The following is a 13,200-nucleotide window of genomic DNA, read 5'->3' on the forward strand; positions in this document are numbered from 1 at the left end:
TTCAAGGTAAGAAGACCAGCATGCGCACATTGACGATTGAACCGCTGACCAAAGAAGCCTTCGCCCCTTTCGGTGACGTGATCGAAACCGACGGTAGCGATCACTTCATGATCAACAACGGTTCGACCATGCGCTTTCACAAACTGGCGACGGTTGAAACCGCCACGCCAGAGGACAACGCGATCATCAGTATCTTCCGCGCCGACGCGCAGGACATGCCGCTGACCGTCAGCATGCTGGAGCGTCACCCGCTGGGCAGCCAGGCTTTCATTCCGCTGCTCGGCAACCCTTTTCTGATCGTGGTCGCGCCACTTGGCGATGAACCTGTATCAGGCTTGGTCCGCGCCTTCGTCACCAACGGCAGGCAGGGCATTAATTACCATCGCGGCGTTTGGCACCATCCGGTGCTGACGATCGAAAAGCGGGATGACTTCCTGGTGGTTGATCGCAGTGGCACAGGCAATAACTGCGATGAGCATTTTTTCAAAGAGGATGAGCGTTTGATCCTTGCCCCCCACCAATAAGAGAAGGTCTGATCACTCGACAACAGAGTGACAGGCGAGAGGTAAAGACTGTGGAAGCACATCTGTTGGAATGGCTGAACCTGAGCGTGCGCTGGGTTCACATGATTACTGGCGTGGCCTGGATCGGCGCGTCGTTCTATTTCGTCTGGCTGGAAAACAACCTCAATCGGGTCAACCCGAAAAGTGGCTTGGCGGGCGATTTGTGGGCGATCCACGGCGGCGGTATCTACCACCTGGAAAAATACAAACTGGCTCCACCGACCATGCCGGACAACCTGCACTGGTTCAAATGGGAAGCCTACTTCACCTGGCTGTCGGGGATCGCGCTGCTGTGCGTGGTGTTCTACTCCAACCCGACGCTGTACCTGCTGGCACCGGGCAGCAGCCTGACCGGCCCTGAAGGGGTTGCCCTGGGCATTGCCTCGTTGTTCGTCGGCTGGTTCGTCTACTCCTTCCTTTGCGACTCGGCCCTGGGCAAACGCCCTGCCCTGCTCGGCTTCATCCTGTTCGTGCTGATCATTGGCGCCGCTTACGGCTTCAGCAAAGTGTTCAGCGGTCGCGGTGCATACCTGCACGTCGGCGCGATCATCGGCACCATCATGGTCGGCAACGTGTTCCGCATCATCATGCCGGCGCAGCGCGCACTGGTTGCCGCGATTGCCGAGAACCGCACGCCGGATCCGGCACTGCCGGCCAAAGGTCTGCTGCGTTCGCGTCACAACAACTACTTCACCTTGCCGGTGCTGTTCATCATGATCAGCAACCACTTCCCGAGCACCTACGGCAGCCAATACAACTGGCTGATCCTGGCCGGGATCGCGGTGCTGGCGGTGTTGGTGCGTCACTACTTCAACACCCGTCACGACAGCCACAAATTTGCCTGGACCTTGCCCGCTGCGGCAGTGGGCATGATCTGCCTGGCTTACGTGACTGGCCCGGCGCAGATGCCGAGCGCTCCTGAAGTGGCCAAGGCGCCTGGCACCATCGAGTACCAGCCGCTGCCGGAAACTGCCCTCGGTGGTGGTGCCAAACCTGAAGCTGCGAAACCTGCTGCGCCTGCCGCTGCACCGGCTCAGGCGTCCAACGCCGGCCCCGGTTTCGACAAGGTTCACGACGTGATCCAGGAACGCTGCACGGTCTGCCATTCGGCCAAACCGACCAGCCCGCTGTTCAGTGCCGCACCGGCCGGCGTGATGTTCGACACCCCCGAGCAGATCCGCCAGAACGCGGCACGCATCCAGGCGCAAGCCGTCACCAGCCAGATCATGCCACTGGGCAACATCACCCAGATGACCCAGCAGGAACGTGACCTGATCGGCGCCTGGATTGTTCAGGGAGCTCCAACCAACTAATCGTTGAAAAGCTTCGCGGGCAAGCCTCGCTCCTGTAGGAGCAAGGCTTGCCCGCGATTGGCCGCGCTGCGGTCCCTGATGCACAAAACCACAAGAATAAAAAAGATCCGAGGTGTTGCATGTCCGAGCTATCCAAAGCGCGCATCCCCGACGCACCCGCCATTCAGCGTTTACCCCTTTTGCAACTGATCCTGGTAGGCCTGCAACACGTTCTGCTGATGTACGGCGGAGCCATCGCGGTGCCGCTGATCATCGGACAGGCCGCTGGCCTGAGTCGTGAAGAAATCGCCTTCCTGATCAACGCCGACCTGCTGGTGGCCGGGATCGCCACCATCGTGCAGTCGCTGGGCATCGGCCCAATGGGCATCCGTATGCCGGTGATGATGGGCGCCAGTTTTGCCGCAGTCGGCAGCATGGTGGCAATGGCTGGTATGCCTGGAATCGGTCTGCAAGGGATCTTCGGCGCGACCATCGCCGCCGGATTCTTCGGCATGATCATCGCGCCATTCATGTCCAAAGTTGTACGCTTCTTCCCGCCCCTGGTGACCGGCACGGTCATCACCTCGATCGGTTTGTCGCTGTTCCCCGTGGCCGTGAACTGGGCCGGCGGCGGTGCAGGTGCCGCGCAATTCGGCTCACCGATTTACCTGGCCATCGCCGCGCTGGTGCTGGCCACCATTCTGCTGGTCCACCGCTTCATGCGCGGTTTCTGGGTCAACATTTCCGTGCTGATCGGCATGTGCCTGGGTTACGTGCTCTGCGGCCTGATCGGTATGGTCGACCTGAGCGGCATGGCCCAGGCGCCGTGGCTGCAATTCGTGACCCCGCTGCATTTCGGCATGCCGAAGTTCGAACTCGCTCCGATCCTTTCCATGTGCCTGGTGGTGGTGATCATCTTCGTCGAGTCCACCGGGATGTTCCTGGCGCTGGGCAAGATCACCGGCCAGGAAGTCTGCCCACGGATGCTGCGTCGCGGCTTGTTGTGTGATGCCGGCGCCTCGTTCTTCGCCGGTTTCTTCAATACCTTCACCCACTCCTCTTTCGCGCAAAACATCGGTCTGGTGCAGATGACTGGTGTGCGTTGCCGCTCGGTGACCATCGTCGCCGGCGGTTTGCTGGTGGTGTTGAGTTTGCTGCCGAAAGCAGCGTTTCTGGTGGCCTCGATTCCGCCCGCCGTACTGGGCGGCGCAGCCATTGCGATGTTCGGCATGGTCGCCGCCACCGGCATCAAGATTCTTCAGGAAGCCGACATCGGTGACCGTCGCAACCAGTTGCTGGTGGCGGTGAGCATCGGCATGGGGTTGATTCCGGTGGTACGTCCGGAGTTCTTCGCCCACCTTCCGCTGTGGATGAGTCCCATCACTCACAGCGGTATTGCCATGGCGACGTTGAGTGCTTTGTCGCTGAACCTGTTGTTCAACATCCTCGGCGGCGCCGAACGCACGGCCATCAACGACTGCCACGCGCACCCGCGTTGACACACTAAAAGCCATGCAACCTGTGGGAGCAGTTGCTCCCACAGTGGCCACACCTGTGCCTCAAACAATAAAAACAAGAGGGAGCAACAGATGATTCGGACACAGACAAACATGCTGTTGGGCGGAGGTCTTTTGGCCGCCAGCCAAGCCATGGCCGGCGATTTGCTGCTGTGGCAGACCAACAGCCTGAGCTATTTGTACGGCAAGAATTTCGAGATCAACCCGTCGATCCAGCAGACGGTGACGTTCGAGCACGCCGACAAATGGAAGTACGGCGATAACTTCCTGTTCGTCGACAAGATTTTCTACAACGGCCAGGAAGACCGCAACAAAGGCCCCAACGCCTTTTACGGCGAGTTCAGTCCACGCCTTTCCTTCGGCAAGATCCTCGACCGCCGCTTCGAATACGGCCCGGTCAAGGATGTGCTGCTGGCCATGACTTACGAGTATGGCGAAGGCGACAGCGAGGCCTACCTGATCGGCCCGGGTTTCGACCTCGCGGTCCCGGGCTTCAACTATTTCACCCTGAACTTCTATCGTCGCCAGACCGAAGGCCCGCGCCCCGGCGATGGTGTCTGGCAGATAACGCCGGCCTGGTCCTACAGCATTCCATTGGGCAATTCAGACCTGTTGCTCGACGGCTACCTGGACTGGGTGGTCGACAACGATCAGAACGCCCGCGGTACCTACCACGCCAACCTGCACATCAATCCGCAGCTCAAATATGACCTCGGCAAAGCCCTGGGCTGGGGCCATAAACAGGTCTACGTCGGCACCGAATACAGCTACTGGAAGAACAAGTACGGGGTCGAAAACAGCTCGAACCTGGACACTAACCAAAACACCGCCAGCCTGCTGGTGAAGGTGCACTTTTAAGATGGCCCGCAACCGTGCTCCAAACCTGTCGTCGGTGCGCTGTTGCGGGGCACTTGAGACCTGGCCAAGGAGTCAGTATTCTCCGCGGCCGCCCGAATCTGGACTAAAAAAAAGCCCGGATTTAATTCCTGACCAGAAAGCCAACTTATCCCGGCGCTGGACGGTACCAAGGCACTCCAAAACCTCTCTCAATCGACTGCTCTTGAGCCGCCGAACGGGAGTTTTTTGGCTTTTTGAAAGCCTTGGCGCAGCTCTTGCTAATAGCACTGAAGCTGACCGATTGGATGATTTTTAAAGCGGCAGGAAAAGGCGCCACACCAGAGCGCAGACCATAAAAAAATAACGTGGAACCACCTACTTTTGGGAGCAACCGAATGAAACGTACGTGCACTAGCCTGATGCTGGCGGGATCGTTGCTGGCCGGGGGCCAGGCAATGGCCGGCGACTTGCTGCAATGGCAGAACAACAGCCTGACCTACCTGTATGGCAAGGACTTCCAGGTCAATCCGCGCATTCAGCAGACCGTGACTTTCGAACACGCCGATGGCTGGAAATATGGGGATAACTTCTTCTTCGTCGACAAAATCTTCTACAACGGCGACAAGGATTTCAACGTCGGCCCGAACACCTATTACGGTGAGTTCAGCCCACGAATTTCCCTGGGCAAGGTCCTCGACCAGAAAATCGAATTCGGCCCGGTCAAAGACGTGTTGCTGGCCATGACGTACGAGTTCGGTGAAGGCGATACCGAGTCCTACCTGATCGGTCCTGGTTTCGACCTGGCGATTCCGGGCTTCGACTACTTCCAGCTGAACTTCTATCAGCGCCATACCGAAGGCAGCCGTGCGGGCGACAACGTGTGGCAAATCACCCCGGCCTGGTCCTACACCATCCCGGTCGGCGATTCGAACATCCTGATCGATGGTTTCATGGATTGGGTGGTCGACAACGACTCCAACTCCAAAGGCGACTACCACGCCAACCTGCACTTCAACCCACAGGTCAAATACGACTTGGGTAAGGCGCTGAACCTTGGCGAAAAGCAGTTGTACGTCGGCGTCGAGTATGACTACTGGAAAAACAAGTACGGTATTGAAGACAGTCAGGGCTTCAAAACCGATCAGAGCGTAACCAGCTTCCTGGTCAAGGTTCACTTCTGATACGGCGGCGTCTGTAAGGACGCCTTCGCGGGCAAGCCTTGCTCCTGCAGATTTTGAATCGCTCACAAAGTAGGTGAACGACACGAAACCTGTAGGAGCAAGACTTGCCCGCGATGGCCACACCGTCGATCTCAAGCCGGAACCACAGGCTCCGCCAACCCGAGAAACCGGCACAACTCCCCGCGCTTGGCCAACGCATCCCGCCGCCCCAAATCAATCAATTCGCTGCAATACCCCGCCTCGAACAGCAGATAACTCAGCACCCCCGCCCCGCTCGTCTTGGTCGCCCCCGGCCCGCGCAGAAACAGACGCAGCGCCGCCGGCAACTCCTGCCGATGCCGCGCCGCAATCTCATCGATTGGCTGACTCGGCGAAATCACCAGCACATCTACCGGCGCCACACCCAGCGCGCGCGTCGGCGTGCCATCGGGCAGCAGATGACTGAACTGATTGAGCCGCTGCAGCAACTCGATGTCGCTTTCCAGGCTGTCAATGAACGTGCTGTTGAGCATGTGCCCACCGATCTGTGCCAGGCTCGGCTGCTGGCCGGTGTAGGCGCGTTGCAGCGGTTGCTCCGGGTCGACGCCGCGAGGGTTGCCGCTGACGCCCACCACCAGCACTCGGCTGGCGCCCAGGTGCAGCGCCGGGCTGATCGGTGCCGACTGACGTACCGCGCCGTCGCCGAAATACTCTTCACCGATTTTCACTGGCGCAAACAACAGCGGAATGGCTGAACTGGCCAGCAAGTGATCGACGGTCAATTGCGTGGGAACGCCGATTCGCCGATGGCGCAACCAGGCATTGATCGTGCCGCCACCCTGATAAAAGGTCACCGCCTGACCGGACGCGTAGCCGAACGCGGTCACCGCAACCGCCTGCAACTGCTTCTGTGCAATGGCCTCGGCAATCCCGCTCATCTGCAGTTTGTCGTCGAGCAAACCGCGCAGCGGCGAACTGTTGAGCAAAGCCACCGGCACCTGAGCGCCAATCCCGAGCAAACTGTGGCTGACAAAACGGCTGGCCTGGTGGATCACGCCCGGCCAGTCGCTGCGCAGCACCAGATGACTGCGAAAGCCCTGCCAGAAGGCTGTCAGACGTTGAATCGCACCACGGAAATCCGTCGCCCCACTGGCGAGGCTGACCGCGTTGATTGCGCCGGCCGAGGTGCCGACGATCACCGGAAACGGATTGCTCGCGCCGACCGGCAACAGCTCGGCAATCGCCGCCAGTACACCGACCTGATAAGCCGCCCGAGCCCCGCCGCCGGAAAGAATCAACCCTGTAACCGGTTCAGCAGGACTCATCGCAACACTCCATGGTGCTTATAAGGACGGTGGTTCAACCGCGTTTTGCGTACAGCTTCGGCTCACCCGGGGGACGGCTCTTGAAGCGACGATGAGCCCAAAGGTATTGCTCCGGACATTCGCGCAGGACGCCTTCGATCCATTGGTTGATCCGCAGGCAATCGGCTTCTTCGGTTTCGCCGGGGAAACCTTCGAGCGGTGCATGAATCACCAGTCGATAACCGCTGCCATCCGCCAGACGTTCCTGAGTGAACGGCACCACCAGCGCCTTGCCCAACCGCGCAAACTTGCTGGTGGCGGTGACGGTCGCGGCCTGAATCCCGAACAGCGGCACGAAGATACTTTGCTTGGCGCCATAGTCCTGATCCGGTGCGTACCAGATTGCCCGGCCTGCGCGCAGCAATTTGAGCATGCCGCGCACGTCGTCACGCTCCACGGCCAATGAGTCGAGGTTATGCCGCTCGCGACCATTTCGCTGGATGTAATCGAACAGCGAGTTCTTGTGTTCGCGGTACATGCCATCAATGGTGTGCTGCTGGCCGAGCAACGCCGCGCCGATTTCCAGCGTGGTGAAATGAACGGCCATCAGGATCACGCCTTTGCCGTCACGCTGGGCTTTTTTCAGATGCTCCAACCCTTCGACATGGGCCAACTTCGCCAGACGCTCGCGCGACCACCACCAGCTCATGGCCATTTCGAAAAACGCGATGCCCGTTGAGGCGAAGTTTTCCTTGAGCAGGCGCTTGCGTTCGGCAGCGGTTTTTTCAGGGAAACACAGTTCGAGATTGCGCTTGGCAATGCGCCGTCTGTCGCCCGCTACTCGATACATCAATGCACCCAAGGCGCGACCGATCGACAGCAACGCCGGATACGGCAACTGGACAATCAGCCACAACAGCCCCAAGCCACACCACAGCGGCCAGAAACGCGGAGAAAGAAATGCTGTTCGAAAACGCGGGCGATCCATTAAAGGTTCCGGAAAGACAATGGCCGCGCATTCTACATCGTTCGACCCGGCTTGCGGCTCGCGGGCGTTCTCGTTATAAGTCTCGGCACTTTTAGTGACAAGTCGTTGTATGCCGACCATGAGCCAAACCGAACCGCTAGACCAAGATCCCGTGTTCCAGCTGAAAGGCAGCATGCTCGCCATTACGGTGCTGGAACTGGCCCGTAACGACCTCGATAACCTCGATCGTCAACTGGCCGCCAAGGTTGCCCAGGCGCCTAACTTCTTCAGTAACGCGCCATTGGTGCTGGCCCTGGACAAACTCCCGGCCAGCGAAGGCGCGGTCGATCTGCCGGGCCTGATGCGTGTCTGCCGCCAGCATGGCCTGCGCACCCTAGCGATCCGTGCCAGCCGCATTGAAGACATCGCCGCGGCCATTGCGGTCGACCTGCCGGTGTTGCCACCGTCCGGCGCCCGTGAGCGTCCGTTGGACCCGCTCGAAGGCCAGGTCAAGAAAAAACCGGAAAAACCGCCGGAGCCGACTATCAAGCCAACGAAGATCATCACCTCGCCAGTACGTGGTGGGCAGCAGATTTATGCCCAGGGCTGCGATCTGGTGGTGATCTCGTCGGTCAGCCCGGGGGCGGAACTTCTCGCCGACGGAAACATCCATGTATACGGCCCGATGCGTGGTCGAGTGTTGGCCGGCGTCAAAGGCGACACGAAAGCCAGGATTTTCTGTCAGCAAATGAGCGCTGAACTGGTCTCCATCGCAGGCCACTACAAAGTTTCGGAGGATCTGCGTCGCGACCCTTTGTGGGGCGCGGGCGTACAGGTCAGCCTGTCGGGCGATGTGTTGAACATCATTCGGCTTTAACGGATACTGCCGCATTTTCCAAACATCTCTAAAACGTAGCGAAAACGGCTCAAACGAAGTAGGAAAAAGGCCATAAGCAGTGTTTACCCGAGGTAAGCGCCGTTCTGGACCGAATTCCAGCCAAGGCTGTCCGACTGCAGTAGTTTTTCTAGAGATGTTTTTCAGGGGCTAAATGTCCTTTTTCCTTAGGGGTGAAACACCTTGGCCAAGATTCTCGTGGTTACATCCGGCAAGGGTGGTGTGGGTAAGACCACCACCAGTGCTGCTATCGGTACCGGCCTCGCACTGCGCGGTCACAAAACAGTTATCGTCGACTTCGACGTCGGTTTGCGTAACCTCGATCTGATCATGGGTTGCGAGCGCCGCGTGGTGTATGACTTCGTCAACGTAGTGAACGGCGAAGCCAACCTGCAACAAGCCCTGATCAAAGACAAGCGTCTGGAAAACCTCTACGTACTGGCCGCCAGTCAGACCCGCGACAAAGACGCGCTGACTGTGGAAGGCGTGGAAAAAGTGTTGATGGCGTTGAAAGAAGACTTCGAGTACGTGGTCTGCGACTCTCCGGCCGGCATCGAAAAAGGCGCCCACCTGGCCATGTACTTCGCAGACGAAGCGATTATCGTGACCAACCCGGAAGTGTCCTCGGTTCGTGACTCGGACCGCATGCTCGGCCTGCTGGCCAGCAAATCGCGCCGTGCGGAAAAGGGCGAAGACCCGATCAAGGAACACCTGCTGCTGACCCGCTACAACCCGCAACGAGTCAGTGACGGCGAGATGCTCGGCGTCGAAGACGTCAAAGATATTCTGGCGGTCGCCCTGCTGGGTGTCATTCCGGAATCCCAAGCGGTACTCAAAGCTTCCAACTCGGGCGTGCCGGTGATTCTCGACGACCAGAGCGATGCCGGTCAGGCATACAGCGATGCGGTCGATCGTCTGCTGGGCAAAAACGTGGAGCATCGTTTTCTCGATGTAACGAAGAAGGGATTCTTCGAGCGCCTGTTTGGAGGTAGATAATGAATCTTTTTGACTTCTTTCGTGCCAGCAAAAAGGTCAGCACCGCGTCGGTAGCGAAAGAGCGTCTGCAGATCATCGTGGCGCACGAACGCGGCCAACGCAGTACACCGGACTACCTGCCAGCCTTGCAGAAGGAATTGGTCGAGGTCATCCGCAAGTACGTCAATATCGGGTCCGATGACGTGCACGTCGCTCTGGAAAACCAGGGCAGCTGCTCGATTCTGGAACTCAATATCACCCTGCCAGATCGCTAGTCGATCAGACAGGAGCCACGGCGGCTCAGGCCTACTGGCACTTCGTAGGAGCGAAGCTTGCTCGCGAAGCAGGCAACTCGGTGTATCTGATAGATCGAGGTGATGCGTTCGCGAGCAAGCTTCGCTCCTACAGAGTGTGGGGGCCTGAGCCGCCGTTGGCGTTTGTTACGAGGCTGTTTCAATGCCGCTGTCCAACATCCGCATCATCCATCAGGACGCCGCCGTACTGGTGGTGAACAAACCGACCCTGCTGCTCTCCGTCCCTGGGCGGGCCGATGACAACAAGGACTGCCTGATTACCCGCCTGCAAGAGAACGGCTACCCGGAAGCGCGAATCGTCCACCGTCTGGACTGGGAAACCTCCGGCATTATTCTGTTGGCCCGTGACCCGGACACTCATCGCGAGCTGTCTCGGCAATTTCATGACCGCGAAACTGAAAAGGCCTACACCGCCCTGTGCTGGGGACAACCGGAACTGGACAGTGGCAGCATCGATCTGCCCTTGCGCTACGACCCGCCGACCAAGCCACGCCATGTGGTGGACCATGAATTCGGCAAACACGCCCTGACCTTCTGGCGCGTACTGGAGCGTTGCGGCGACTGGTGTCGTGTCGAATTGACGCCGATCACCGGCCGCTCCCATCAGTTGCGCGTGCACATGCTTTCCATCGGCCACCCACTGCTGGGTGACGGGCTGTATGCCCACGAGCAAGCACTGGCCGCCTGGCCACGGTTATGCCTGCACGCGAGCATGCTCAGCTTCACTCACCCGCAAAGCGGCGAACGCTTGCGCTTCGAGTGTCCGGCACCGTTTTAAGCACGCCGCTTTAGAGAAAGGATATTAATCCGGATGAGTTGTACTGATTTCCTGGCGACACCCGTCGAAAAAACCCGACACCAGCTGCTTTACCTGATCTACGGCGACCATGACGTGTACCGGCGGGAAGCCAAGTTCAGCATTTTGACCGCGCTGTCCCACGCCAGGAACGGCAAGCTGCCGAGCATCAGAATCCTTACGGATCGCCCGCAGGACTATGCCGGCTGGCCAGTGGAAACCGTTACCCTGCCCCAGCAAACCCTGACCCTGTGGCAAGGCGAAAACGGCTATCACCATCGTCGCAAGGCCTGCGCGATTGCCTATGGGCTGACGCTGGCGCAAAAGACCTTGTTCGTCGACACCGACACCTTGTTCACCCGCGACCCGATGCAGATCTTTGATCGGATTGAACCCGGGCACTATCTGATGGACCGGTTCGAATACGACTGGAAAGACGTCCACGAACGCCCCGACTATGTGAAGCTCGGCGGTTGCCTGCGCGCTCATGGCGTCACCGCGGATAACGGTTTCAAGCTGTTCAACAGTGGCGTGTGCGGCGTGACTGACCGCGACACGGCGCTGTTCGAAGCGGCCATCCGATTCATCGACGAATGGACCCGCGACGGCTTCGATATTCACACCATCGAGCAGATCGCCCTGTCGTTCGCCCTGCACGGCAAGCCTGTGGGTGAAGCCAAAAAGTACATCTATCACTACTTTGCGGATAAACGCTTTTTCCACGTGATGCAGGCGCTTTTCTTCTCTCGGCATGGCGAGGCGTTCAGTCAGAGCCTGGTCGAACTGTGCCGTGATGTGCCGCGCACGAAACCCTTCCCTTCGGCCTGGCAGCGGCTGAAAATAAAATGGAAGCTGCGTCACCAGAGCGGCCCGCTGAGAAAGGTCGGACGCGATCTGCTTTACGGCAGCGCGGCACCCGATCACCCGTACTACACAGCTTGCCGCCACGAGTGGTGGGAAAGTGCCTCGCGGGAGATTCTTCGTTGGGAGCGCAGCCGTCAGAAAAAGCTGCTGGAAACGAAGCAGGGCTGGCCCGTGCAACTGCCCCGGCCCGAAAAGCCCGAGGATGAGCGGATCATCATGAAGTACCTGAAAAATCGGGTCGAGGCTGCGAGCTGACGTGAGCGGATCACGTCAAGCCCAAAGCCCCCGACCAATACGTTAAACTTGCGCCATTGCTGTCTGGAGCTACTTATGCGCGAAGAGTTGAACCAAGGCCTGATCGATTTCCTCAAGGCCTCCCCTACCCCATTCCATGCCACCGCCAGCCTTGTTCAGCGCCTGGAAGCGGCGGGCTATCAACGCCTTGACGAGCGCGAGCCATGGACCACCGAAGCCAACGGTCGTTACTACGTCACCCGTAACGACTCTTCGATCGTCGCGCTCAAGATGGGCCGTCATTCGCCCCTGCACGGCGGCATTCGCCTGGTTGGCGCGCACACCGACAGCCCGTGCCTGCGGGTCAAACCCCAGCCGGAACTGCAACGTCAGGGCTTCTGGCAGCTGGGTGTCGAAGTCTATGGCGGCGCACTGCTGGCGCCATGGTTCGACCGCGACCTGTCCCTGGCCGGCCGCGTGACCTTCCGCCGTGACGGCAAGGTCGAGAGCCAGCTGGTCGACTTCAAGGCGCCGATCGCCATCATCCCGAACCTGGCCATTCACCTGAACCGTGAAGCCAACATGGGCTGGGCGATCAACGCCCAGACCGAACTGCCGCCGATCCTTGCGCAATTTGCCGGTGACGAGCGCGTGGACTTCCGCGCCGTGCTCACCGATCAACTCGCCCGCGAACATGGTTTGAACGCCGACGTGGTGCTCGACTATGAGCTGAGCTTCTACGACACCCAAAGCGCTGCGGTCATCGGCCTGCATGGCGATTTCATTGCCGGGGCGCGCCTGGACAACCTGCTGTCGTGCTATGCCGGCCTTCAAGCCTTGCTGACCACCGAAACCGACGAAACCTGCGTGCTGGTCTGTAACGATCACGAAGAAGTCGGTTCCTGCTCGGCCTGCGGCGCCGACGGCCCGATGCTGGAGCAGACGCTGCGTCGCCTGCTGCCTGAAGGTGATGAGTTCGTGCGCACCATTCAGAAATCCCTGCTGGTCTCGGCTGACAACGCCCACGGGGTGCACCCCAACTACGCCGACAAGCACGATGCCAATCACGGCCCGAAACTCAACGCCGGCCCGGTGATCAAGGTCAACAGCAACCAGCGCTACGCCACCAACAGCGAAACCGCCGGGTTCTTCCGCCACCTGTGCATGGCCGAAGAAGTGCCGGTGCAGAGCTTCGTGGTGCGCAGCGACATGGGTTGCGGCTCGACCATCGGCCCGATCACCGCCAGCCACCTGGGCGTGCGCACCGTAGACATCGGCCTGCCAACCTTCGCCATGCACTCGATCCGTGAACTGTGCGGCAGCCATGATCTGGCGCACTTGGTCAAAGTGCTGAGCGCGTTTTACGCCTGCAGCGAGCTGCCGTAATCCGTGTAGGAGCATGGCTTGCCAGCGATAGAGGTCTTAAGGACGCCATCGCTGGCAAGTCATGCTCCAACAGGTGTTCACCACCCATCGCCCAAA

The 13,200-nt window shown here is 59.4% G+C and carries 13 protein-coding genes; 11 read left to right on the forward strand and 2 right to left on the reverse strand.

Annotated elements, in window-relative coordinates; translation table 11 throughout:
- Positions 1 to 20: 20 nt before the first annotated feature.
- From QFX16_RS19045 to QFX16_RS19065, 5 genes are all read left to right on the forward strand, one after another.
- Positions 21 to 524: an ureidoglycolate lyase gene (locus QFX16_RS19045; RefSeq protein WP_007960046.1), complete on the forward strand. Its 504-nt coding sequence runs from the start codon at positions 21 to 23 to the stop codon at positions 522 to 524.
- A 50-nt stretch (positions 525 to 574) separates the two neighbouring features.
- On the forward strand, positions 575 to 1,876 hold the full coding sequence (locus tag QFX16_RS19050) for a urate hydroxylase PuuD (RefSeq protein WP_283180907.1): 1,302 nt from the start codon (positions 575 to 577) through the stop codon (positions 1,874 to 1,876).
- Between the two features lie 119 nt (positions 1,877 to 1,995).
- Positions 1,996 to 3,354: a nucleobase:cation symporter-2 family protein gene (locus QFX16_RS19055; RefSeq protein ID WP_283180908.1), complete on the forward strand. Its 1,359-nt coding sequence runs from the start codon at positions 1,996 to 1,998 to the stop codon at positions 3,352 to 3,354.
- A 90-nt stretch (positions 3,355 to 3,444) separates the two neighbouring features.
- Positions 3,445 to 4,230: an outer membrane protein OmpK gene (locus QFX16_RS19060; protein WP_283180909.1), complete on the forward strand. Its 786-nt coding sequence runs from the start codon at positions 3,445 to 3,447 to the stop codon at positions 4,228 to 4,230.
- A 374-nt stretch (positions 4,231 to 4,604) separates the two neighbouring features.
- Positions 4,605 to 5,390 (forward strand): outer membrane protein OmpK, encoded by a 786-nt coding sequence (locus QFX16_RS19065; protein ID WP_283180910.1) that lies wholly within the window; start codon positions 4,605 to 4,607, stop codon positions 5,388 to 5,390.
- Positions 5,391 to 5,521: 131 nt separating this feature from the next.
- Here the strand turns inward: QFX16_RS19065 and QFX16_RS19070 are convergent, their stop codons facing one another.
- A complete protein-coding gene (locus tag QFX16_RS19070) occupies positions 5,522 to 6,694 on the reverse strand; it encodes a patatin-like phospholipase family protein (protein WP_283180911.1) in 1,173 nt (390 codons plus the stop codon).
- A gap of 34 nt (positions 6,695 to 6,728) precedes the next feature.
- Positions 6,729 to 7,661 carry a lipid A biosynthesis lauroyl acyltransferase gene (locus tag QFX16_RS19075; protein ID WP_283180912.1) on the reverse strand — a complete coding sequence of 311 codons (933 nt, stop codon included), beginning with the start codon at positions 7,659 to 7,661 and terminating at the stop codon, positions 6,729 to 6,731.
- 118 nt (positions 7,662 to 7,779) lie between these two features.
- On the opposite strand from QFX16_RS19075, the gene minC reads away from it, so the two are divergent.
- From minC to QFX16_RS19105, 6 genes are all read left to right on the forward strand, one after another.
- Positions 7,780 to 8,517, forward strand: a complete 738-nt coding sequence (gene minC, locus QFX16_RS19080) for a septum site-determining protein MinC (protein ID WP_283180913.1) — start codon at positions 7,780 to 7,782, stop codon at positions 8,515 to 8,517.
- 201 nt (positions 8,518 to 8,718) lie between these two features.
- A complete protein-coding gene (gene minD / locus QFX16_RS19085) occupies positions 8,719 to 9,531 on the forward strand; it encodes a septum site-determining protein MinD (protein ID WP_283180914.1) in 813 nt (270 codons plus the stop codon).
- Positions 9,531 to 9,785, forward strand: a complete 255-nt coding sequence (minE, locus tag QFX16_RS19090) for a cell division topological specificity factor MinE (protein WP_007898843.1) — start codon at positions 9,531 to 9,533, stop codon at positions 9,783 to 9,785. The genes minD and minE overlap by 1 nt, the downstream gene beginning before the upstream one ends.
- A gap of 181 nt (positions 9,786 to 9,966) precedes the next feature.
- The gene (locus QFX16_RS19095; protein WP_008146175.1) at positions 9,967 to 10,602 is read left to right on the forward strand and encodes an RluA family pseudouridine synthase; all 636 of its coding nucleotides are present in this window, start codon (positions 9,967 to 9,969) and stop codon (positions 10,600 to 10,602) included.
- A 33-nt stretch (positions 10,603 to 10,635) separates the two neighbouring features.
- Positions 10,636 to 11,739, forward strand: coding sequence for a hypothetical protein (locus tag QFX16_RS19100; RefSeq protein WP_283180915.1), 1,104 nt, complete (start codon positions 10,636 to 10,638; stop codon positions 11,737 to 11,739).
- A gap of 75 nt (positions 11,740 to 11,814) precedes the next feature.
- Complete coding sequence (locus tag QFX16_RS19105) at positions 11,815 to 13,104, forward strand: M18 family aminopeptidase (protein WP_283180916.1); 1,290 nt, start codon at positions 11,815 to 11,817, stop codon at positions 13,102 to 13,104.
- Positions 13,105 to 13,200: the final 96 nt, after the last annotated feature.

The sequence above is a fragment of the Pseudomonas svalbardensis genome, from assembly GCF_030053115.1.
Taxonomy (GTDB): domain Bacteria; phylum Pseudomonadota; class Gammaproteobacteria; order Pseudomonadales; family Pseudomonadaceae; genus Aquipseudomonas; species Aquipseudomonas svalbardensis.

Excerpts from the sequence above, each read along its gene's own strand:
- QFX16_RS19045 (WP_007960046.1), top strand. The coding sequence starts at position 21 with ATGCGCACATTGACGATTGAACCGCTGACCAAAGAAGCCTTCGCCCCT.
- QFX16_RS19055 (WP_283180908.1), top strand. The coding sequence starts at position 1,996 with ATGTCCGAGCTATCCAAAGCGCGCATCCCCGACGCACCCGCCATTCAG.
- QFX16_RS19060 (WP_283180909.1), top strand. The coding sequence starts at position 3,445 with ATGATTCGGACACAGACAAACATGCTGTTGGGCGGAGGTCTTTTGGCC.
- QFX16_RS19065 (WP_283180910.1), top strand. The coding sequence starts at position 4,605 with ATGAAACGTACGTGCACTAGCCTGATGCTGGCGGGATCGTTGCTGGCC.
- QFX16_RS19070 (WP_283180911.1), bottom strand. The coding sequence starts at position 6,694 with ATGAGTCCTGCTGAACCGGTTACAGGGTTGATTCTTTCCGGCGGCGGG.
- QFX16_RS19075 (WP_283180912.1), bottom strand. The coding sequence starts at position 7,661 with ATGGATCGCCCGCGTTTTCGAACAGCATTTCTTTCTCCGCGTTTCTGG.
- minC (WP_283180913.1), top strand. The coding sequence starts at position 7,780 with ATGAGCCAAACCGAACCGCTAGACCAAGATCCCGTGTTCCAGCTGAAA.
- minE (WP_007898843.1), top strand. The coding sequence starts at position 9,531 with ATGAATCTTTTTGACTTCTTTCGTGCCAGCAAAAAGGTCAGCACCGCG.
- QFX16_RS19095 (WP_008146175.1), top strand. The coding sequence starts at position 9,967 with ATGCCGCTGTCCAACATCCGCATCATCCATCAGGACGCCGCCGTACTG.
- QFX16_RS19100 (WP_283180915.1), top strand. The coding sequence starts at position 10,636 with ATGAGTTGTACTGATTTCCTGGCGACACCCGTCGAAAAAACCCGACAC.
- QFX16_RS19105 (WP_283180916.1), top strand. The coding sequence starts at position 11,815 with ATGCGCGAAGAGTTGAACCAAGGCCTGATCGATTTCCTCAAGGCCTCC.